Origin of the sequence: Pseudalkalibacillus berkeleyi (assembly GCF_021608225.1) — a bacterium.
Taxonomy (GTDB): Bacteria; Bacillota; Bacilli; order Bacillales; family Fictibacillaceae; genus Pseudalkalibacillus; species Pseudalkalibacillus berkeleyi.
The window spans coordinates 418,183-439,915 of sequence record NZ_JAKIJS010000001.1; the positions used below are offsets into that span (position 1 = coordinate 418,183).

Consider the following 21,733-nt stretch of genomic DNA (forward strand, 5'->3'; position numbering starts at 1 on the left):
AAGAAATTAATGGACGAAAAAACTTTAAAACATAAAATAGAAAACTTGAGTATTTGGACTAAAGGTGATCAAAGAGCACCTCATAAACCACTGTTATTGTTATATGCTCTTGCAAGATATCAAAGAGATAAAATACATAATTTATCATATTTAGAGGTTAAGGATAAGTTGAAAAAGCTATTAATTGAGTTCGGACCTCAACGACGTTCCTACCATCCTGAGCAGCCTTTTGTAAGATTAACAAATGACGGAATATGGTCATTGAATAAAAGTATTGAACCGAAAAACATCAGAAATAACTACCTTATGAAGAATGACCTTGTTGGTGGCTTTAACCCTGTTGTAATTCAATTGCTAAATAGGAATCCCAAACTTTTAGAAGAATTAGCTGACAAAATACTTCATGAACATTTCCCGCAAAGTATACATGAAGATATTCTAATGGCTGTTGGACTAGAAGTAGGAGTTAAGAAACGTAAAACTAGAGATCCAATGTTCAGAGATAAAATATTAAGAGCTTACGAGTATAGTTGTGCTGTCTGTGGATTTAATGTCAGATTAGGAAATCACTTAGTTGGGATTGAAGCCGCTCATATCAAGTGGTTTCAATTAGGCGGACCAGATATTGAAGAAAACGGAATAGCATTGTGTTCCTTACACCATAAGTTGTTTGATCGTGGAGTTTTCACGCTTACTAATAAAAGACAATTAATCGTTGCAGAAGATGCACATGGTACACATGGGTTTGATGAATGGCTAATGAGGTACCATGGGAACCCCATAAGGGAACCTGTCAACCCTATATACCAACCACAAGAAACGTTTTTAAATTGGCATGTTAGAGAAGTGTTTAAAGGACCAGCAAGGTATCAAACACATTAAGAAAGTAAAATAGGTACATTCGCTATTTTAGGGTCAATGTTTTACATAATAAATTTTTAGAATTACTTAACATGAAAGCACTTGCAATTCCTCTCCACTTGTTTTCATACTTAAAGAGACTAACATAGAATGAGGTGGAGAGATGAAGTTTGGAAGTTTAACAGGAAAAGTGGTTGCTGTTGGTACAGCTGCATTGATGATTTTTGGTCATGAAGTTAGTGCGCATGGTGATGAGGCTTCAGTATATGAAGCTATTCAGGATCAGTTGGTAGGGAAACAGATCTTCTTTGGAGATCTACATAATCACACTGGTTACTCTCCGGATGGTTCGGGGACTCCGAAGATGGCGTATGAGAGTGCGAAGATGAATGGGCTTGATTTTATCGCGATTACAGAGCATTCGGAAGGGTTGAACTTGATCGCGAATGAAGAAGAGGGTGTGAATACGCCACTTCCTTATCGTACAGAGTGGGAGGACATCCAGTATCAAGCGGATCAGATTTCAGATGAGTCGTTTACAGCGATCCGTGGTTTCGAGTGGAGCGATCCGTATCAAGGACACTTCAATGTCTGGTTTTCTAAGCATTATACCGATGTGTTCCGTTCACCTGGAACGCCTTCGATGAAGCCATTCTGGAATTGGTTCCAGACAGATACGAGTCTGCTTGGTGGTAGTGATGGCATTGGTGGCTTTAACCACCCTGGACGTGAGCCGGGTAAGCTTGATGAACTCGCTTATGTCCCTGAAGTCGATAATCGGGTCATTTCTATTGAGGTGTTCAACCGGGAAGATATCTATGACTCTACATATGTGGAAGCACTTGATAACGGCTGGCATGTTGGAGCAATCGGTGTATCCGACCATCACGGGGAAATCTGGGGTGATCCGACATTTGCGCGTACGGGAATCATTGCAACGGAAAACTCTCATGAGGATGTAAGAGCTGCATTGGAAAAGCATCATGTATATGCAACGCAGGATTCCAACTATCAAATGGTTTTCACAGGGAATGGTCAGATGATGGGGGCAGAGTTGACGAATGAACAGCCTGTGGAGTTGAATGTGATGGGGCATGATCCGGATCAAGGAGAGACCATTGTAAAAGCGGAACTGGTTACGAATGGTGGAAAAGTCGTCGAAACCTATGAACCTGCTAATCCACATCAAACGTTTGAGTGGAGTACGACAACACCGGAAACTACTGAAAGTGCTTGGTACTTCGTTAGAGTGACACAAACGGATGGCGAAATGATCTACTCAAGCCCGATTTGGGTTAATAGATAAGTGTCAGAGATGAAGGTTGGATCAGTCCAACCTTCATTTTTTATGGAAGATATTGTCCTATATACACACCAATAGAACGGTCCCCTATGGTATGCTGTTGGAAGGAAATTGTAATAAAGGGGATAAAAGAGGGGGGTAAACATTGGTGAGGGAAAAACAGATCAAGATTTTTGTTGCTTTTGTAGCAGTAGCATTTGTTGTTAGTTTAATTATGAATGTCACATTTCTTTCTAAGTTAAGTGAAATGGACAATCGTCTACGTTCTCTCTCTTCTTCACAACAGAATATGATGAGTAGTGTAAACGGCCAAACGAATCATATCCAAACGGTATTGAATGATATGCAAGAGGAACAGAGATGGATGACTCCTATTGATATTACCGTCGATTCAAAGGATATGGAGGATGGCAAAGCGGAAGCGACATTCGAATGGCAAGTTAAGGAGTTGCAAGAGGATTCTGAGGTTGTATTTTATTATACATATGGCAATAATGAGAGCTACAAAGCGCTTCCTGTGGAGGAAATTCAGCAAGGGTTGTTTAAAGTGAAAGTTCCGATTGAGATGGATATGGAGCCTATGTGGCACATAAACTTAATGAGGGGTAACAAGAATACTCAAGAGTCGTCCAAAAAAAAGATGGAAGAACAAATGAAAAGCGAGACGCTCAAATACTACGTTACAGTATCCTATGGTGACATGGTGAAGAGCGGAAAGGTTCACACTGAGCATTTAGGGGAGTATGGCAATCGTCTATATGGTAGTTTACAAACGGACATCATCATGGAGGACAAAACATTTAGTATGATGCTGATGAATCATCAAACAGATACTTCTGTTTCAATAGTAAAAGCTTATCTCCTGAAATATAAAGATGAAGACTTGTTAGGTAGAGAAAAATTCGATGTAGATAAGCAATACGATCCCGCCGATCCTAGGATGAATGCTTATCATGTGAATCAAATTAAACAATTTGAAAATATGCGCCTTGTGGTACAGGTCGTTTATGACAATGGAGAAGTATTTGAAAAAGAAGTATATAAACTCGATAATTAGGAACGGATCAAACTTTAAAAAATTTATTGTGAAATTCAATTCTTTAACTTATATTTTAAAAAAATAAAGTACACTTGCATGATTTTAATTCTCTTAGTGATTGCTCGAAATGGTTAGAAAATCTTATTGGTGGTTCTTTATATCAGGGTTTAAGAGGTTTGAGAGATGGTTGGAATCCAACCGAACAATCTCAATTGTATGGCTTTGAAATTAAAACTAATGTAATTGAAAAAAACTCTACGACAACGGTCTAAGTAGCTAGACAAACACAAGGAAGATATATGTTAGAAAAAAGCAGGTTGGAATTTCCAACCTGCTTTTTTTAGCATAGCGCAAGGAAGATTTGTGGTGTGTAGAAGAAGCATAGGTTGAATGTAGGATAACAGAATGCGATGGTGATGAAGAAGTTGACGAATGCGACCCAGGCGAGGGCGATGCCAATACCGCCAAATGGTGTCTGATAGAAAATTAACGTCCATCTACCCTGGCAGCCCCAGATGCCGTTGATTCGATCATCGTAGTCTTCGTACTCCATGTCGGAACGGGGCTGACCGCCGAGCAGTGAAGTGATTTGGGTCGTGCTTTGCGGCTGTTGTCCGACTAAAGACTGGAGCTGGGTTTGTGGTAATGCCGATAAGGTCGTGAAAAGGCTGACAAGGTTTTGAGGTGGTCCGCTAGTCGGTTGTGATAATGTCGGTAAAATCTGTTGAACTTGCTGTTGTTGCTGGAGTGTCAATTGACCGGGCAAAGCGGAAGGGCCGTTGCCGGGAATACTTTGGCCTCCAGGAAAACTTGGACCACCGGGGACCCCAGGAAATCCGCCCATTCCACCTGGACCTCCTGGGAAACCAGGTATTCCACCAGGTCCTCCTGGAAATCCTCCCATCCCTGGTCCCCCAGGGAATCCACCGCCTAAGCCGGGTATTCCACCAGGTCCACCTTGGCCACCCATCCCAGGGGGGCCGAAGGGAGGAAGTTGGCGTGGATGATTTTTATTGTGATACATATCGCAATCCCCATTTCAATGGATGATGTCATGATGACACTATATGCGGACTTGGGCATTATGTGTAAGGACATTTTGTTGAAAGGTATCTGTTCATTCTCTATGCCGTTCATGGCAAAGCTGATTGAATGCTTCTGGGTTTATACAATATTTCATAAGTGTGTGAACATTCTCCATTGCAGGATTTTCCCAATTTAAGACGAATGATTATCTTAGGGATTTAATTAGAGAGGGGTTGGGTTTATGAAGGTTATAGAAGCAATTCCAGCTTTACCTGTGAGAGATTTGGATAAGAGTGCTGCTTTTTACCGGGAAACGTTAGGTTTTTCGGTACTTCATCAAGAAGGTGGACTTGTCGTGCTTGGTTTAGAGCAAATCCAGGTTCATTTGTGGCTTGCAAATGATGAACGGTGGCGTACAGAGGAGCACTGGAATCCTGTTGTATCAGGAGCGGAAACATTCATTGCAGGAACAGGGAGCTGCCGTATCGGGTTAGACGGAGTGGACGAAATGCATGAAAAATTGGCTCCAGCGGGTATTATCCATCCCAAAGCCCCAATTGAGGACAAGCCATGGGGAACAAGGGAGTTTTCAGTGGTAGATCCTGATAAGAATCTGATTACGTATTACGAGTGGAAGCGATAGATGCCTACTTATATTGCGTTGCTACGCGGTATAAATGTTGGTGGTCATAAGAAAGTAAAGATGGATCGGTTGAAGGAAATCTTCTCGTCGATCGGCTTTGAACAGGTGAGGACGTACATACAAAGCGGGAATGTCATCTTTGAAACAAGGCCGTTGGAGACGTCTGAGCTCATTCAACAAATTGAAAGTCAGTTGAAAGAAGCGCTAGAATTTGAAGTGCCTGTCATCGTGAAAACGGCTGAAGAATGGAAAACGGCAATTGGAGCGAATCCTTTTGATGTTGACTTGTTAAAAGAGGATGAAAAACTGCACGTTTCTTTTTTAGCTGAAAAGCCAAGTACTGAAGCAGTTGAGAAGCTGTTAAGTGTTGAGAGTGATATTGATGATTTTCAAATTGAAGGAAAGACAGCGTACATCGTCTGCCGGAAAGGCTACAAGAAAACCGTTTTTTCAAACACATTCATTGAGAAAAAGTTGAAGGTGGCAGCTACCACAAGAAACTGGAATTCGGTCATGAAAATTGCTGAAATGAGTAAATAAAATTGGATACAGTGAGAAAATCAGCTAATAACGATTTTCTTACTGTATTTCTTTTTGGTTACATAAACGCTAGTAGGGGAGACCTCCATGAATACACAAAAACGGAACAACTGAGAAGAATGCAATCAAATCGTCTCAGGAATGTAGTTCTTTACACATAGCATTCAAGAAGGAATTGTCCCCATTAAATAACAGGAACATATGTGAGTGGAGAAGATCTACTCCTTCGTGTTTGATTTCAAAGAAATCTAATTATATCAACACCGCTAAACATAAGTGAGTCCTTTTGTGGATTCACTTATGTTTTTTACGTTAAGAAAGCATTACTTTTTCCATGATACAGATTTGCTGCAAGGCGAAAGGGGTACGACATCTGTAAAGAACATCAGGGTTTTTACCAGCTTGTACCATTGATAGTTTTTATTGGTTTTACATTTTGTCCACTTTGTGACTGTTTTCTGATAACTGACAAAGGTTTGTCAAAAATATTTTGCAAATTAGTGACAAAGTTCATAATTTCACAAAGTCCGTCGAAAACCTTGATAGAATGGTGCCAAGAAGTAAAATATTGATGCTTTAATTATAGATCTTTCGAGAGAAAGGGGTACTCGTATGAAACTGAAGTTAGCTTTGTTTGCTGTCATGATGTTCGGTCTCACAGTGCTGACTGGTTGTGAACCATTAACCGTATTAGATCCGAAAGGACCAATGGCGGAAAGGTTAGCCAGTGACATTATGCTGACGATGTTAATGATGGCAGGAATCGTGATTGCCGTTTTCGCAATGCTGTTGTTCATGCTCGTGAAATACCGCGCATCGAACCAGCCTGCTGATTATGAACCACCTCATATTGAAGGGAATCCTTGGGTGGAAGGAATACTAGTTGGTATTCCAATCATTATTGTAGCGATTCTTTCCGTCGTGTCAGTTCAAAGTAACTATATCGTTGAATCTGCTCCGACAGGATATGAAGATAAAGAACCACTCGTCGTATATGCGTCATCCTCTGACTGGAAGTGGCATTTTAGTTATCCAGAAGAGGGAATTGAGACGGTGAACTACTTATACGTACCAACTGATCGTCCACTTGAATTTAGATTGTATTCACATGGACCGATTACGAGTTTCTGGATTCCACAGCTTGGTGGACAGAAATATGCAATGAATGCCCACGTGACGACGCTCCATCTCGCAGCTGATGTAGAAGGCGAGTATATGGGACGTAATGCGAACTTTAGTGGTGAAGGATTTGCTGAAAACAAGTTCGACGTAACAGCCATGTCTCAAGAAGAGTTTGATGAGTGGGTGGATGAGGTAAAAGATACAGCTGACCCGCTTACAGAAAAGAAATTTGAGGAATTGTTAGAGCCAGGACACCTTGGACGCATGACGTTTACGGGTACGCACTTAGAGTTTTCACCTGCTCCTGAACATCATGAAAAAGGTGATAAGTACAAAGATGGTCATGAGGATAAGAAGAAACATGACAATCACTCAGCTTCCAAAAAGGAAAGCTCAGAGAAAGAACACATGAATCATAACGAGTAAACGTACAGGTTTTACCGATTATATATATTCGAAAGGAGTCAAATCGTATGGAATTCTTTGAGCGATTTGCCATACCGCATCCTAGTATAGCAATCTATGCATCCATGGTCGCTGCCGGTCTTACTTTGATCGCTGTTCTCGCTGGACTCACCTATTTTAAAAAGTGGGGCTATCTATGGCGTGAATGGATCACGACGGTAGACCATAAAAGAATCGGGATTATGTACTTGATTTCCGCGTTATTGATGCTTTTCCGCGGTGGTGTCGATGCGATTATGATGCGTGCACAGCTTGCTGTACCGGACAATAAGCTACTCGATTCGCAGCACTATAACGAAATTTTCACAACGCACGGAGTTGTCATGATCTTATTCATGGCGATGCCGTTCATCATATTCTTTATGAACTTCGTGATTCCGTTACAAATCGGAGCACGAGATGTAGCGTTCCCACGCTTGAATGCACTTAGCTTCTGGTTATTCTTTATGGGCGCGATGCTATTTAACATTTCATTTATGGTTGGGGGTTCACCGGACGCTGGTTGGACTTCGTATTTCCCACTCGCAGACACGGATTCTGTTGGGACCAACTATTACATGATTGCGATTCAAATCGCTGGTATCGGTACACTGATGACAGGGATTAACTTTATGACAACAATTCTTAAAATGAGAGCACCAGGCATGACGTTGATGAAAATGCCGATGTTCACATGGTCTGCTTTCATTGCGAACGTCATAATCGTATTCGCGTTCCCAGTACTTACAGTTGCACTTGCGTTCGGAACGATGGACCAATTGTTTGGAACCCAGTTCTTTACGCTCGATAATGGCGGAATGGCGATGCTTTGGGCCAACCTGTTCTGGGTTTGGGGACACCCTGAAGTGTATATCTTAATTTTACCGGCATTCGGAATATACAGTGAGATTATTTCAACCTTTTCAAAACGTAACTTGTATGGCTATAAGTCGATGGTTGCTTCAATGGTGTTGATCTCGGTTCTATCATTCGTCGTTTGGGCTCACCACTTTTTCACAATGGGTCAGGGCGCGATGGCGAACAGCATTTTCTCCATTACAACGATGGCGATTGCGGTTCCGACTGGTGTGAAGATTTTCAACTGGATCCTTACGTTATGGAAAGGTAAAATCGAGTTCACGACACCGATGCTGTATTCAATCCTATTTATTCCGCTCTTTACACTTGGTGGAGTAACAGGTGTCATGCTTGCGATGTCAGCTGCGGACTATCAGTACCACAATACGATGTTCCTAGTCGCTCACTTTCATAATGTCATTATCCCTGGTGTCGTATTCGCGATGCTTGCGGGACTCACGTATTACTGGCCGAAAATGTTTGGTTTCATGTTGAATGAGCGAATCGGAAAGTGGACGGCGTGGTTACTATCGATTGGTTTCCTACTTGCGTTCATGCCGATGTATGTGACTGGACTTGATGGTCAAGCCCGACGTATGTACACGTATTCTGAGTCGACTGGATTCGGTCCGATGAATATGGTTTCCTTTGTCGGAGCTGCGATTATGGCAATTGGATTTGTGTTGATTGTGTATAACATTTACTATAGTGTTCGCTATGCTTCAAGGGACATTAGTGCAGACCCATGGGATGCACGTACGCTTGAGTGGGCGACACACACTCCAGTACCACACTATAACTTTGCGATCACACCTGAAGTCGCATCTAGTGAAGCGTATTGGGATTATAAGAAAAAGAACCATGAGTTGTATAAAGGCGATTATGAAAAAATCCATATGCCGAATAACAGTGGTATACCGTTTGTCATGAGCTGTATATTCTTTGGATGGGGCTTCTCGCTCATATTCAGCCTATGGATTCCAGCCATTATCACGACAATCGGAATCTTTGTTTGTATGACATTGCGTTCATTTGAAAAAGATCACGGTCATTACGTTTCTGTGAAAGAAATTGAAGACACAGAATCAGAATTGCGAGGTGCTTAAATTATGAAGGTTGATCACTCGCTACCATTAGAATATAGTACGGAAGAAAATCAGTTAAAGATCTTAGGATTTTGGATTTTCATTGGTGCGGAAATCATGCTGTTCGCGACGCTTTTCGCAACGTATTTTACTTTAGAAAATCGAACGGGTAATGGTCCAACAGGGGCTGAGATCTTCGAGATTGCACCAGTCATCCTTGAGACGATTTTACTTTTAACGAGTAGTTTCACGATTGGACTCGGTGTCCATGCGATGCGTCTTGGCAGAAAGAAAGCGATGATGGGATTTTTCATTGTCACACTCGTTCTTGGTCTAGGATTTCTCGGCGTAGAGATTTTTGAATTTATGACCTACGCGCATGAAGGAGCAGGCATTCAGACGAGTGCGTTTACGTCGATCTTACTCACAACACTAGGGACGCACGGTGCCCACGTAACAGTTGGACTGTTCTGGGGATTGTTTATCCTCATTCAAGTGAAGAAGCGTGGATTGACACCTGAGACAGGGAATAAGTCCTTTATCTTCTCACTATACTGGCACTTCCTAGACGTTGTTTGGATCTTCATCTTCAGCTTTATCTATTTGAAAGGACTGTTGTAAAATGAGTGAACTATTTCCTCGCAAACAGGTAATGGGATTTATTTTCTCAATGGTGCTTACGGCTGTTGCACTTGGGGTATATTTCTTTGACATGTCGTTTGCAGTAGGGATGACAGTCCTTCTCATTACGGCATTTCTCCAAGCTGGACTTCAGCTCGTCGTATTCATGCACGCAGGAGAAACCGATGACAAAGCAGCAATTTATACAAACGTCTACTACGGCCTCTTTATGGCACTGTTTACCGTATTCGGAACACTGCTGGTGTTAATTTGGGATGTAGGGTAAAAGAAAAAAGGAGTGCCTAAAGGCGCTCCTTTTTTTGTATGTAAAAAAAAAACAAAATTTGCAGCATGTCGAAGCCAGCAAATTTTAACGTTCATATATTTGTGGTATGAATTAAACCTTTCCGAGTGGTGAGGTTTCTTTTGTTCCTTTAATGCTTTTACCAAGCATTTCTTCTGTAGCTGCAAAGAACAAACCGATCAAAAAGATGAAGACTGCTCCAGTTACGGTCCCGATTCCAATAGAAGTCCAAAGTGCGAAATCGCTTACAATACCGATTAGAAACATCATCATACCTAATGCAAGGACAGATCCGCCAGCAAACTTGGTAGCGTTCAATATTTTTGTATTAGCTTTCATGTTCCTCAACTCCTTTCCTCTATTATTGTGTTTATTCACAAAGTTGTCAAATACTTTTCACGATTTGTACACAGTTATCCTTGATTCATTATATGAGGAGATGCTTGAAATGATGTAAACCCACTATGGTGAGTCCTCAAATCAAGCATTTTCAGTTTTCAGTGTTCGCGAAAGCGTCTCGCTGGTCATGAAATTAGAACTTCACAATTTTCAGGGTACACGCTTGCGAAAAGAAAGACACGGATACCTAATTTCAGTGGATTATTGGTATCTTACATCAACAATAGCAAGGCGTTAATTAGTTCTATCCTACTATCTCATTCCATCACATACGACTTTCTTTCTAGTACCTATACACCTTTTGTTGTTCTTCTTTTATACCTTTTGCAGAATAGCGCTGGAAGGCTTTTACTGGAATAATAAAAGTATTCAAACTATTCGTAACATAGGAGGCGGAATGATGAAACGGTTAACAATGTTGATGAGCGTCATGCTCGTACTTTCGACGTGGATGATGGCGCTATCTCCAACATCATCGGTCAGCGCACAGACAAATACAACGACCCTTGATGCAACACTTGTAGAAAAGATGAAAGGGACGACTGGACCACTTGAGGTCATCGTCACATTCAATACGAATGATGCTCCGACGGCTGAACACATGAATCTTTTAAAGGACGTAGGGATTGCGAAAGGGTTAACTTTCAATTCGCTTCCGATGGCAGGGGTACTTGCTACACCTGACCAAATCAATGCGCTTGCAGATCAGCCTGAAGTTCGTTCGGTTTATTTTAACGAAAAATTAGAGTATGAAAACAATACAGGTACTGCAATGACAGGTGTCGATCAGTTACGTGACGATGCTGACATGACAAAACAGAATGGCGGTATGCCAGTTTCCGGTAAAGGCATCGGGGTTGTCGTCAATGACAGTGGAGTTGATGGCACACATAACGACATCAAATTCGGTAACCATCTCGTTCAAAATGTACAAGGTGCGACGAACTTGAACGCACTTGTTGATGTACTTCCGGTTACTTACACTGAGGATGTTGCCAATACGGATACAGATTCTGGACACGGTACACACGTTGCTGGAATTGTTGGCGGTAACGGTTCAATGTCTAAAGGGAAATACGAAGGTGTAGCACCAGGAGCTGACCTTGTCGGTTATGGTTCTGGAGCAGGAATCGCAATCCTTGATACGCTTGGAGCATTCGATTATGCGCTTACAAACCAAGCGCAATACAACATTCGAGTTGTCACAAACTCTTGGGGCTCAACGAGTGACGCAGGTACAGAATTTGACCCAGAAGATCCGATCAACATCGCTACAAAAAAGATGTATGACAGAAACATCGTAGTCGTATTCTCAGCTGGTAACTCAGGACCAGGTGAATCAACGATTTCTGGTAACTATAAAAAAGCGCCATGGGTCATCACGGTAGCTGCTGGTGACAAGCTTGGTGGACTCGCTGATTTCTCTTCTCGCGGAGTGAAAGGAAAAGGCGGAACAGTTACAGTTGATGGTGAAGAATTCGTTTGGGAAGATCGTCCAACGATCACAACACCTGGTAAAGATATCATCTCGACAAAAACGGTTTCTCCTCTTACTGCACTTGGTGCACAACAAGACGCAGAAAACCTTGATCCAGCACACTTACCTTACTACACACATATGAGTGGGACGTCTATGGCAGCTCCTCATGCGGCTGGAATCGTAGCTCTTATGCTTGATGCCGATCCAACACTTACACCTAAAGAAGTGAAGGCGATTATTCAACAAACTGCGACGAACATGCCTGGATATGAATCTTGGGAAGTCGGTGCAGGTTATGCGAACGCATACGCTGCAGTCGATATGATTTTAAATGGTAACGAATACGGTGAAACACTGAACTATACGAATGAATACAATGGAAATGTAGATATGAATGTTGAGCGCGAGCCGGTTGAAGTGAATTACAACCCAGCGACAGCAGATTCTAATAAAATTGAGTTCAACGTCGAAGAAGGTTTGACAGAACTTACGGCAAAAGTGAATGCGAAAGGTTTACTAGGTGAAACAGGTAACCCGTTGAACCTTGTGCTGACAGCTCCTGATGGAACAGAATATTCTTCAGGAATCTATCTCGTGTTCACATTGTACACAGACCGTACGGTTCAAGTAACAAGCCCGATGGCTGGCACATGGACACTTAGTTTAGAAGGCTTGAATAGTGGACCAGGTTTACCGGAAACAGTGAAAGGCGAACTTGCTTATAAAAAAGCGGGCGGATTCACAGGAATCAATGATATCGAGGGACACCCTGCTGCAGACGCAATTAAGTCGGGCATAAGTGAACGCCTACTTGATAGTAATTCAAACGGCAACTACAACCCAGATGGTGCGTTGACACGTGCTGATCTTGCGAAGTATTTGACGATGGGCGCAGCAGTTAGACAAAACTTAACGAACGGCTTACAATTCTCAGATGTAAAAGCTGCTGACTCTGCTTACATCCAAGCGGTAACATCTGGTGGAGCGGCGTTAAAAGATACGGATTTAACTGACGCTGGTGTCATGTTACCGTCAGCGGATGGAAAGTTTGCTCCGAAAAAAGCAGTTACCCGTGCTGAACTTGCATACTCACTTGTTCAAGCTTTGGGACTTGAAGCTGAAGCGAAGGAGTTAAACGATGACGCTTTGACAGTGCAATACAAGGATGAGCGCGTTGCAATTCAAGACGCGGATGCAGTACCAGCTGAGCTTAAAGGTTACGTACAGCTTGCGCTTGACCTGAACATCCTTAATGCAAAGTTTGGTGTAACGCAAGGACCTTATGATACGGAGCCGACTGTTGTTGCTTCATTCAATCCGGACCAAACCGTCACTCGAGGAGATTTTGCGGTAGCAGTATCCCGTTACTACACAACTTACTTTGAGTAAAAAACTAAATCTCGTTTCCCCGAACCCGTATCAGGCCTCCCCCGCCTGGTACGGGTTTTTTTATGGAAACAACTTTCCATGCCCAAGCCGATGAAAGAGTTCGTACATACAGTAATATACAAGCTTAAAAAAGGAGCGTGGATATGATTTTCCCCTCGAGTAATGATTCATGCATTTGTAGTATTTTTAAAAACCTTCAAACAGGTACGCTGATCAATGTTCGTTTTAGCAAATCATCTAAAATAGTCGAAGTAACCTTTCTATGTTTTGATGAAAAAACGGGATGTGTAACGGGGATAAGTGATGGAAGCAGTGTTACTTTCAGTTGTCAAAATGTAACTTCTGTAAACTTTCTACCTCGGCCAGATGTGATTTGTGATGTGCTTGCTTATGTGACGAATGGCGGGGGAAATACGGTTTCAATTATTGATACATCAACAGATATGGTAATCGGCACTATTTTTGTTGGTAATTCTCCTGGTGGCATATCAGTAACACCGAATGGAAGCCGAGTGTACCTTACGAATCGTACAGATGATACTGTTTCAGTCATAGACACATCAACGAATATGGTAATTTCAACGATACCTGTCGGTGATTTCCCACGTGATGTTGAAGTAGCACCAAATGGAAACCGGGCGTATGTGACCAATCGAGATGCAGATACTGTTTCAGTTATTGATACAGCAACGAATTTAGTGATCGCAACTGTTCCTGTTGGAGATAATCCGCGTGGTGTTGCGATTACGCCAGATAGTAGTCGAGGTTATGTGACGAACTTTGTGGATTCCACTGTGTCGGTAATTAATACAGGAACCAATATGGTCATAGCGACGATTACTGTAGGGTTGTCACCTGTAGGAGTAGCGATTACACCAGATGGAAGCCGTGCCTATGTAGCCAATCGAAATGGTAATACAGTGTCAGTCATTAATACAGTAACGAATATGGTGTTGGACACTATTCCAGTGGGGAATTCACCTCGTGAGTTGGCGATTACGCCAGATAGTAGTCTAGTTTATGTTTCTAATTTTGATGATGGCACAGTCTCGGTCATAGATACAGGAACGAATATGGTTACTACAACGATTGCTGTCAGTGGGACTCCTGAAGGTTTGGCGATTACACCAGATGGAAGTCGAGCCTATGTAGCTAATCAAGCGAATGACAATGTAACTGTAATCGATATCGCAACAAACATGATAATAGGTACTGTCTCTGTTGGAGATATGCCGAATGAAATTGCGATCGGTACGATTTGCACATAATCTCATATGAAAAATTAGGCCTAGCTTGACCGTTGATCAGGTATATTAATCTACCTAATCGATTGTTGTCAGCGAGGCTTTTTGTTTGGGTGAGATAGGTTAATATACACAATTATGTATTTTAAAACAAATAAACATACTGATTTCATGTGTTTTAAAATTAAGTATTGAATAAATATTATATAGTATGTATAATAATTCACATCACATTCATGAGATAGGAGAGGTGCAACGTGGTTTACGCAATTGATACGAAACAGATGCATGGGGTAACGACATATAATTTTTCCGGTCAAGATTTCTTGGCTTTATCAGACTTTCATTCCTCGGAGATTATGTATTTACTGGAGCAGGCGGTTAAGCTGAAAAAGAAGCAGAAACAAGGTGTAACTCACAAGCCACTTGAGGGGAAAGTGCTTGCGATGAATTTCGATAAGGCATCGACCCGTACGCGCGTTTCTTTTGAAGTTGGCATCGTTCAGCTTGGAGGTCACCCAATTTTTCTCAGTACGAAAGACATCCAGCTAGGACGAGGAGAAAGCATCGAAGATACAGCAAAAGTTTTATCCAGTTATGTAGATGGAATTCTCATTCGCACATTTGAACATAAGACGGTAGAAAAGTTTGCCGCACATGCTGATGTACCGATTATCAACGGGCTGACAGATTTGCACCATCCGACACAAGTGCTGGCAGATTTACTGACGATACTTGAACATAAAGGGAAGCTCGCCGGCTTGAAGATGTGTTATATCGGTGACGGATACAATAATATGACGCATTCTTTACTAGAAGGAGCGGCAAAAGTGGGGATGGACATCAGTGTCGCGAGTCCGTTCGGCTATGAGCCAGACCATATGATTCGTGACCACGCGAAGATGATCGCCAAACAGAATGGAAGCTCTGTCGTGGTCACAAATGCACCGGACGAAGCAATTGTCGACGCAGACATAGTCGTCACAGATACGTGGACCAGCATGGGGATGGAAGAGGAAGCTGACAAGCGCAAGGAAGTATTTAAACCTTTCCAAGTGAACGCAGAACTATGCGCAAAAGCAAAGGACGATTACATTTTCATGCATTGTTTGCCGGCACATCGAGGCGAAGAGGTGACGGCAGAGATCATTGACGGACCACACTCCGTCGTATTTGATGAAGCGGAAAACCGACTCCACGCCCAAAAAGCAATCATGGAAGCTTTGATGTGGGACTAGGGGACAGGTCCCTTGTCCCACAATTAGAGCGCAACTGCCAAGTGCAGTTGCGTTTTTTGATGTTTGGTAGGTAGTAAGAAAGTGCTGATTTCCACAAGTCAGAGTGAAAGTTCCACAAGCTAGAGCAGACAATTCCCCAATCTCTTATCCGAGAGCTATTTGTAAAAATAATTACGTTTTAACGTAATTTTGTATTGCTTTTTAACGTAACTTCGCATACTATAAAACGTAACAGGAGGTGTAAATTTTGGAAATACTAGAAAATATTCGCTTGAATGTATCATTACTTCGAAAAAGAGTGCCGAATTTGACGAGTGCTGCCCGGTCGGTTGGTTTGCGTCCAGCAACGGTCTCGAATCTTTGCACTGGAAAGATTCCGGTCGGTCGAGCTGAGGTCAAAACGCTCGTCGCACTCGCATCGCTCGCGGAATGTAGTTTAGATGAACTCATTATTAGAGGGGAGAAGATCGATATGATCGAAACTGGAATCAAGGCGTTAGATTTATTTGCACCACTCGCAAAAGGCGGTACGGTAGGACTCGTTGCAAGACCAGGAATGGGACAGCTCGTCATTTTAGTTGAAACATTCGAACGCTTGAAAAAAGAGGGCTACACCACATTGCTATTAAAACCTGAAGGCGACCACAAAGAGCTCAACGACATTTTAGAATACTTCGAGCACACGACGACGAGCATTGACGAAACGTATGAAAAAATGGCTTCGCTTGGAAAAAAGGACATTTTATTCGCGGCAGATCGTTCGCATGTCTTAACGGGTGAACTCCACGACCTTCAAGAACGCCTGCAAAGCATCGGAATCGAAAATGTGACAACGTTCCTTGTGGACTTAAAAGGAGAAGCAGTTGATGAGGACCTCCCATACGGACCACTAGAAACACTCTGGCAGTTTGACATGGATCTTACGACTCGACATAAGTTCCCAGCGATCAACCCGCTTTACTCAACATCATCTGTATTAGAAGGCGCTCATTTGGATCAGCATCACCTTACCATCTCACAGCGTGCGCAGAAACTTTTACGAAGATACCGTGAGCTAAGAGCTTTCGTCAATGTAAAAGGAATTGAGAGTGTGCCAGATGCAGAGATGGCAACATATAAACGCGGAGAAAGACTCGAAGCGTACTTGACGCAGCCGTTCTATGTAGCTGAGGCTTTTACCGGCAAAAAAGGCGAAACAGTCAGCCTCAAAACCACACTCAACGACGTCCAAAAAATCCTCGACGGATCAGTAGACTCCAAGGAAGTCGATCAGCTCGACTATATTGGAAGTTTATAAGAAAGCAAGAGTCCCAATTCTTTTGGGGCTCTTTTTTATAGAAAAAAGGAGATGTTTAATGGGGAGAGAATTTACATATATAAAAGTTCTTAGGGAGGGATATGAATCAAACGAATCGTACTCGGCTTGGTGGCTTTGGCAGCTGTCTTAATGATGTATGAGGAGGGAGAATCTTCAGAAGGTGCTTTGAACATCATGAACGGTAAGTTGATGATTGAAAATACGGCTAATGAAAAGCTAGGTGAAGCAGTTCTTGTGGGGAATGAATTACAGATCAAAATACCGAAGGACCACGAAAGTAAATTGTCGCCCGTTATTCAAAAGGTTGAGATCACTAAGCTTGGCGATACATTCTTTACAGATCCTCAGAGAATCTTTCAGTTTACTCAAGACAATCCGGATAAAAGCGTAGTGAAGAAGCAACTTGAGGAAGGAAAGTACCGGGTAAATATCGTAATGACGTATGTGCCAAGAAACAGTCATGATCAAGCCCAAAGCGAGTCCTTTGGATTTCCAGTTCATATCGAAAATCAATGATCTTATGCCTGAAAGGGAGATGTTAGATGAGAAAGATTTATGACCACATTTCTATTGGTGAGAAAATAGAACTTGTTGAAAAGCTAAAAAAGGATCTTCATAAACTGGAATATGAAGTTACCCAAAACGAAGATTCTATATCTCCTTTCTTACGCGAAACGTTGCGTAGCAAAAGAGATAAATGGAGATTAGAAATTGCAGAGTTAGAAGAGGAGATAAAAGTTAAGAAATAACCTCCCCATTAACTTCTACTAAATCTTATTTTTAGCGTATAACTTAAGCTTTTCTTCATCACCTGGTAGTTTAACAATTTTTTCAAATGTCATGCCGATCTTTTCTAGGAGCTTTGATGAGGCATGGTTATCTGTAGATGTGATGGCCACAATCCTTTTAAGTTCTAATTGCTTAATTCCATATTCGAGTGTAGCTGAGGCTGCCTCGTAAGCATAGCCTTTTGCTTGATACTCAGACAGAAATCCAAATCCAATATCTGTGTCTTCAAGTCCATCTCTTTTAATTAATCCACAAAGGCCTAGCGGGATACGGTCCTCTTTTAGTTCTGTTAAATAGAGACAATAACCATATTTTGAATACATTTGAAGTGGTCCGGACACAATATAATTTTCAGCATCTTCTATCGTTCGAACACCTTTATCTCCAATGAATTTTATCCAAGTAGAATCATTCAATAGATTGAGGATAAAAGCAGCATCGTCTTTTGTTACCAATCGCAGTATTAAATTTTCTGTCTCGATAATTTTCATGGATAGACACCTCATTAATAATTTGTATTAGTAAGCTTATACTCTGAAAGAACACTAAGCAACAACAAGTGGTTTTATAATTCCTTAAAAAAATAATGTTGGAAACCTTTCGAGGTTTCCTTTCGTTTTTTATAGTAAGATCGAATTAAAATGTCCGAATGAGTGGCTGAAATGTCGAGATTATTCTGGGAAATGTCGAGATTATTCTGGGAAATGTCGAGATTATTCTGGGAAATGTCGAGATTATTCTGGGAAATGTCGAGATTACGCAGATAACCGTCCTGATCATCCTCTCAAATGGCGGTCACCCAACTTTCTGACACTTCTTTCTCAATAAAAAACAGGACTGACATATGTCAGTCCTGCATCATCCACCACTTATTCACTTAGTTTGCGCCATTTTCCAACGGCTTTATATAGCACGGGGACAAATATCAATGTTAGTAGGGTGGATGTGGTGAGTCCACCGATGACTGTGATTGCGAGTCCTTTTGAAATTAGTCCTGATGCTGAATCCGTCGATGCTAATGGGATTAGAGCAAAAATCGTTGCGAAAGCAGTCATCAAGATCGGGCGCAATCGAGTTGTCGAAGCTTCAACGATTGCTTCCGTCAATTCCATGCCATTTCGGCGGTTACTCTCTAATCGATCTAACAACACAACTGCGTTCGTTACGACGATTCCAATTAACATGAGCAACCCAATCATTGCGCTCATCGATAAGGTTGAACCGCTAATGAGCAGTCCCGTCAACGATCCGATCGGTACAAAGATCAGAGAGGATAGGATGACGATTGGAGTGAGGATACCTCCGAATGTCATGCTCAACACTAGGAAAACGAGCCCGATTGCGACGCCCATCGCAAGTCCGAGGTCTGCAAATCCTTCAGTGATCATTTCCAGTCCACCGGTAAACTCAACCTCAACGCCATCTGGTAGTGACAGTGCATCTACATCTGCTTGGATGTCTTTCGTCACTTCTGGCGTGTCATTTCCTTTGACGTTTGCGGTTACTAAGTTCGAAATGCGTCCGTCTTGGTGTTTAATCGAACTTGGTACATCAACTTCCTGAATGTCAGCAATTTCACTTAGTTTCTTCTCACCTTGAGCGGTCATAATCGTAAATGATTCGATATCTTCTTTTGTTTCGAACTGTTCATCAAACGTTAGTTGTAAGTCCCATTCTTTTCCGTTCAAATTGATTTTACCGCCATTAACCGAATCCAGGCGCTCGTTCATCGGTTGGATAATTTGATACGGGCTTACGTTCGCTTCTTTACCTTCTTCATTCAGTCCAACACGAAATTTCGTTTGGGTGTCGTCCATGTTGTTCTTAATATTTTTCACTCGGTCCTCATTTAAAAGGAGCTCTTCAACTTGAGTGGACGCTTCTTTTAACTGTTCAAGGTCATTGCTGTATAGGTTCACTTCAACCGTATTACCAGCTGGCGGACCTTCTGTTTGAATTTCCTTGGCAGCTGCTGTTGCATCCGCAGCTTGTTTTTTGGCGATATCAAGAATATCAGCCTCATACTTTTTCATGGCTTTTTCAACTGATACGTCTTCGTTTACGTTAATGAAAAAGCGTGCGACATTCTCGGGGTTGTTCTGAACAACGCCTGGCATTTGTTGCTCAGCTGAAAACCCGATCGATACTTGACTGTAGTCGATGTCATCTTCCTCGGCTAAAGCCTCTTCAACTTCACGAGCCATGTCGCTCGTTTCCTCTAGCGCCGTTTCATCTGGCATCGTCACTTCAACTTCGAATTTTGTACTCGGTTCAGTCGGTAAGAATGAGGTTCCAATGGCCGGAATCATCGCAAGTGAACCGAATAACAGTAGACCAGCTGAGACGAAAACAAGTGCTTTCTTTCTTAAAGTAAATCGTAAAATTTTCTCATATATCGTTGCCAGTCGGCTCGGCTTTGGATCATGATTTACTTTCTTGAAGAAGAATTTACCGAGAACCGGAATGAGCATAATCGCAACGAGCAGTGAGATCGTGATCGAGAAGACGACGGCCAACGCGAACGGTCTGAAGAATTCGCCTAAAATTCCACCAACGATTGCAAGCGGTAGAAAGACGATTAAGGTAGCAACTGTTGAAGACGCAACTGCACCCATTACTTCTTTCGTCGCTTTTAAAACAACCTCACGCTGTGTTAATTCAGGTCTTTCCTGACGCCATCGGTAAATGTTCTCAATGACGACGATACTATCATCCACGATTCGTCCGACAGATACGGCGAGACCTCCGAGTGTCATAATGTTCAAAGTATAACCGAACTGATCGAGTAACGTGATCGTACCGAATATCGAAATCGGTAGTGAGATGATCGCGATGATTGTCGCTCTGAAATTTCTTAAGAATACTAAAATAACTAAGATCGTAAATAATGCGCCAAGTCCTGCTTCTTTTAAAAGGGTCGAGAGGGACTTGTTGACTTCCTCACCTTGGTCGAGAAGAGGGAAGAGCTCGTAATCCTTTTCGTCAGCAGCCTTCTGCAACACGGATTTGATTTCATCTGTTACATCAACTGTGTTTGCATCTTGCCCTTTAGAGACTTCCAAAAGTAAGCTGTCTTCACCATTGAACCTTGAGATTTCGCTGCGTTCTGTGCTTTCTTTAACTTCCGCAATTTCTGATAAGGTTACTGATTGTGGTCTTGGCGTTTGCCCTTGTTGGCCAGATGGTGCACCTTGCTGATCTGGTGCTGAAGGCTTTTGTTGACCAGGGTTAGGCGCAGTTTCTTGCTGACTCAAAGGAATGTCAATTTCCTCAATCGCCTTTGTACCTTTAATGTCTCCGTATATCTCTACTGGAATCGAGTTGCCTTCTTGTTTGAGTGTTCCAGCTGGGAGTTTGTAATCGGCTTGTTTAACCGCGTCTTTAATCGCGGAGAGAGACAACCCGTATTCTGCCGCTTTTTCCTCATCAACGACAATTTCAATTTCTGTTGCTTGATTTCCAACAATATTCACACCAGAAACGCCTTCAATTTTTTCAATCATTGGTGCGATGTTGTCCTCGACGTCTTTCTGAAGCTTTGTTAAGTCTTCTGCCGAAATGGCGACCTGGTAAATCGGACGTGATGTACTGGAGATCGACCGTGTTTGAGCGTCTGCATCTTCAGGTAGTTCAATCTTATTAACTGCACTTTCCACATCCGTTTTCGCTTTGTCGATATCCTCACCGAACGGATACAAGATTGTGATGATCGACATATTTTCACGCGAGGTGCTCGTTATGGCTTCATAGCCTTCCAAGTTAAGGAGGGAGTCTTCAAGAGGTGTCGTTACATTTTCCTCAATTTCCTCTGTCGATGCACCAGGATATACCGTTTGTACGGTCAGTACCGGAAAAGTCACATCCGGGAAGGTTTCGTTTTTTATTTGAAATGAAGAAAGAACACCGCCGCCAATCACTAATGCTGTGAGAATGAGGATCGCGACAGTATTCTTTAAGCTGAGTTTTGTTAACCAGTTCATATGGAATCCCCTTTCGATTATGTTTACAAATCACACTATAAAGGGCTTAT

At 42.2% G+C, this 21,733-nt stretch carries 19 protein-coding genes; 15 read left to right on the forward strand and 4 right to left on the reverse strand.

Annotation, left to right across the window (positions count from 1 at the left end):
- Positions 1 to 9: 9 nt before the first annotated feature.
- The 3 genes from L2716_RS02225 (at position 10) to L2716_RS02235 (ending at position 3,221) form a co-directional block, all read left to right on the forward strand.
- Positions 10 to 882, forward strand: coding sequence for a phosphorothioated DNA-binding restriction endonuclease (locus tag L2716_RS02225; protein WP_236331360.1), 873 nt, complete (start codon positions 10 to 12; stop codon positions 880 to 882).
- Between the two features lie 142 nt (positions 883 to 1,024).
- Complete coding sequence (locus L2716_RS02230) at positions 1,025 to 2,167, forward strand: CehA/McbA family metallohydrolase (RefSeq protein WP_236331363.1); 1,143 nt, start codon at positions 1,025 to 1,027, stop codon at positions 2,165 to 2,167.
- 145 nt (positions 2,168 to 2,312) lie between these two features.
- Entirely contained in the window at positions 2,313 to 3,221 is a 909-nt protein-coding gene (locus L2716_RS02235) for a hypothetical protein (protein WP_236331365.1), read from the forward strand.
- Between the two features lie 322 nt (positions 3,222 to 3,543).
- On the opposite strand, the gene L2716_RS02240 is transcribed toward L2716_RS02235, so the two are convergent.
- The gene (locus tag L2716_RS02240; protein WP_236331367.1) at positions 3,544 to 4,173 is read right to left on the reverse strand and encodes a hypothetical protein; all 630 of its coding nucleotides are present in this window, start codon (positions 4,171 to 4,173) and stop codon (positions 3,544 to 3,546) included.
- Positions 4,174 to 4,470: 297 nt separating this feature from the next.
- Between L2716_RS02240 and L2716_RS02245 the strand changes: the two genes are divergently transcribed.
- The 6 genes from L2716_RS02245 (at position 4,471) to qoxD (ending at position 9,828) form a co-directional block, all read left to right on the forward strand.
- Positions 4,471 to 4,872 carry a bleomycin resistance protein gene (locus L2716_RS02245; protein ID WP_236331369.1) on the forward strand — a complete coding sequence of 134 codons (402 nt, stop codon included), beginning with the start codon at positions 4,471 to 4,473 and terminating at the stop codon, positions 4,870 to 4,872.
- Positions 4,873 to 5,412 carry a DUF1697 domain-containing protein gene (locus L2716_RS02250; RefSeq protein WP_236331371.1) on the forward strand — a complete coding sequence of 180 codons (540 nt, stop codon included), beginning with the start codon at positions 4,873 to 4,875 and terminating at the stop codon, positions 5,410 to 5,412. It begins immediately after the preceding gene.
- Between the two features lie 612 nt (positions 5,413 to 6,024).
- Positions 6,025 to 6,960: a cytochrome aa3 quinol oxidase subunit II gene (gene qoxA, locus L2716_RS02255; protein WP_236331373.1), complete on the forward strand. Its 936-nt coding sequence runs from the start codon at positions 6,025 to 6,027 to the stop codon at positions 6,958 to 6,960.
- 47 nt (positions 6,961 to 7,007) lie between these two features.
- The gene (gene qoxB, locus L2716_RS02260) at positions 7,008 to 8,942 is read left to right on the forward strand and encodes a cytochrome aa3 quinol oxidase subunit I (protein WP_236331376.1); all 1,935 of its coding nucleotides are present in this window, start codon (positions 7,008 to 7,010) and stop codon (positions 8,940 to 8,942) included.
- Positions 8,943 to 8,945: 3 nt separating this feature from the next.
- On the forward strand, positions 8,946 to 9,542 hold the full coding sequence (gene qoxC / locus L2716_RS02265; protein WP_236331377.1) for a cytochrome aa3 quinol oxidase subunit III: 597 nt from the start codon (positions 8,946 to 8,948) through the stop codon (positions 9,540 to 9,542).
- Position 9,543: 1 nt separating this feature from the next.
- A complete protein-coding gene (gene qoxD / locus L2716_RS02270; RefSeq protein ID WP_236331379.1) occupies positions 9,544 to 9,828 on the forward strand; it encodes a cytochrome aa3 quinol oxidase subunit IV in 285 nt (94 codons plus the stop codon).
- A 111-nt stretch (positions 9,829 to 9,939) separates the two neighbouring features.
- Here qoxD and L2716_RS02275 read toward each other — a convergent pair whose 3' ends face one another.
- Positions 9,940 to 10,185 (reverse strand): hypothetical protein, encoded by a 246-nt coding sequence (locus L2716_RS02275; protein ID WP_236331381.1) that lies wholly within the window; start codon positions 10,183 to 10,185, stop codon positions 9,940 to 9,942.
- 460 nt (positions 10,186 to 10,645) lie between these two features.
- On the opposite strand from L2716_RS02275, the gene L2716_RS02280 reads away from it, so the two are divergent.
- From L2716_RS02280 to L2716_RS02305, 6 genes are all read left to right on the forward strand, one after another.
- The gene (locus L2716_RS02280; RefSeq protein ID WP_236331383.1) at positions 10,646 to 13,114 is read left to right on the forward strand and encodes a S8 family serine peptidase; all 2,469 of its coding nucleotides are present in this window, start codon (positions 10,646 to 10,648) and stop codon (positions 13,112 to 13,114) included.
- 143 nt (positions 13,115 to 13,257) lie between these two features.
- Entirely contained in the window at positions 13,258 to 14,382 is a 1,125-nt protein-coding gene (locus L2716_RS02285) for a beta-propeller fold lactonase family protein (RefSeq protein ID WP_236331385.1), read from the forward strand.
- Positions 14,383 to 14,642: 260 nt separating this feature from the next.
- Complete coding sequence (gene argF / locus L2716_RS02290; protein ID WP_236337770.1) at positions 14,643 to 15,596, forward strand: ornithine carbamoyltransferase; 954 nt, start codon at positions 14,643 to 14,645, stop codon at positions 15,594 to 15,596.
- A gap of 247 nt (positions 15,597 to 15,843) precedes the next feature.
- The gene (locus tag L2716_RS02295) at positions 15,844 to 16,893 is read left to right on the forward strand and encodes an ATP synthase beta subunit C-terminal domain-containing protein (RefSeq protein ID WP_236331388.1); all 1,050 of its coding nucleotides are present in this window, start codon (positions 15,844 to 15,846) and stop codon (positions 16,891 to 16,893) included.
- A 135-nt stretch (positions 16,894 to 17,028) separates the two neighbouring features.
- Complete coding sequence (locus L2716_RS02300; RefSeq protein ID WP_236331390.1) at positions 17,029 to 17,430, forward strand: hypothetical protein; 402 nt, start codon at positions 17,029 to 17,031, stop codon at positions 17,428 to 17,430.
- A gap of 26 nt (positions 17,431 to 17,456) precedes the next feature.
- A complete protein-coding gene (locus L2716_RS02305) occupies positions 17,457 to 17,663 on the forward strand; it encodes a hypothetical protein (protein WP_236331392.1) in 207 nt (68 codons plus the stop codon).
- 18 nt (positions 17,664 to 17,681) lie between these two features.
- Here the strand turns inward: L2716_RS02305 and L2716_RS02310 are convergent, their stop codons facing one another.
- On the reverse strand, positions 17,682 to 18,194 hold the full coding sequence (locus L2716_RS02310; protein ID WP_236331394.1) for a GNAT family N-acetyltransferase: 513 nt from the start codon (positions 18,192 to 18,194) through the stop codon (positions 17,682 to 17,684).
- A 378-nt stretch (positions 18,195 to 18,572) separates the two neighbouring features.
- The gene (locus tag L2716_RS02315; RefSeq protein WP_236331396.1) at positions 18,573 to 21,683 is read right to left on the reverse strand and encodes an efflux RND transporter permease subunit; all 3,111 of its coding nucleotides are present in this window, start codon (positions 21,681 to 21,683) and stop codon (positions 18,573 to 18,575) included.
- Positions 21,684 to 21,733: the final 50 nt, after the last annotated feature.

Coding starts and splice junctions, on each gene's coding strand:
- L2716_RS02225 (WP_236331360.1), top strand. CDS start 10: ATGGACGAAAAAACTTTAAAACATAAAATAGAAAACTTGAGTATTTGG.
- L2716_RS02230 (WP_236331363.1), top strand. CDS start 1,025: ATGAAGTTTGGAAGTTTAACAGGAAAAGTGGTTGCTGTTGGTACAGCT.
- L2716_RS02240 (WP_236331367.1), bottom strand. CDS start 4,173: ATGGGTGGCCAAGGTGGACCTGGTGGAATACCCGGCTTAGGCGGTGGA.
- L2716_RS02245 (WP_236331369.1), top strand. CDS start 4,471: ATGAAGGTTATAGAAGCAATTCCAGCTTTACCTGTGAGAGATTTGGAT.
- L2716_RS02250 (WP_236331371.1), top strand. CDS start 4,873: ATGCCTACTTATATTGCGTTGCTACGCGGTATAAATGTTGGTGGTCAT.
- qoxA (WP_236331373.1), top strand. CDS start 6,025: ATGAAACTGAAGTTAGCTTTGTTTGCTGTCATGATGTTCGGTCTCACA.
- qoxB (WP_236331376.1), top strand. CDS start 7,008: ATGGAATTCTTTGAGCGATTTGCCATACCGCATCCTAGTATAGCAATC.
- qoxC (WP_236331377.1), top strand. CDS start 8,946: ATGAAGGTTGATCACTCGCTACCATTAGAATATAGTACGGAAGAAAAT.
- qoxD (WP_236331379.1), top strand. CDS start 9,544: ATGAGTGAACTATTTCCTCGCAAACAGGTAATGGGATTTATTTTCTCA.
- L2716_RS02275 (WP_236331381.1), bottom strand. CDS start 10,185: ATGAAAGCTAATACAAAAATATTGAACGCTACCAAGTTTGCTGGCGGA.
- L2716_RS02280 (WP_236331383.1), top strand. CDS start 10,646: ATGAAACGGTTAACAATGTTGATGAGCGTCATGCTCGTACTTTCGACG.
- L2716_RS02285 (WP_236331385.1), top strand. CDS start 13,258: ATGATTTTCCCCTCGAGTAATGATTCATGCATTTGTAGTATTTTTAAA.
- argF (WP_236337770.1), top strand. CDS start 14,643: ATGCATGGGGTAACGACATATAATTTTTCCGGTCAAGATTTCTTGGCT.
- L2716_RS02305 (WP_236331392.1), top strand. CDS start 17,457: ATGAGAAAGATTTATGACCACATTTCTATTGGTGAGAAAATAGAACTT.
- L2716_RS02310 (WP_236331394.1), bottom strand. CDS start 18,194: ATGAAAATTATCGAGACAGAAAATTTAATACTGCGATTGGTAACAAAA.
- L2716_RS02315 (WP_236331396.1), bottom strand. CDS start 21,683: ATGAACTGGTTAACAAAACTCAGCTTAAAGAATACTGTCGCGATCCTC.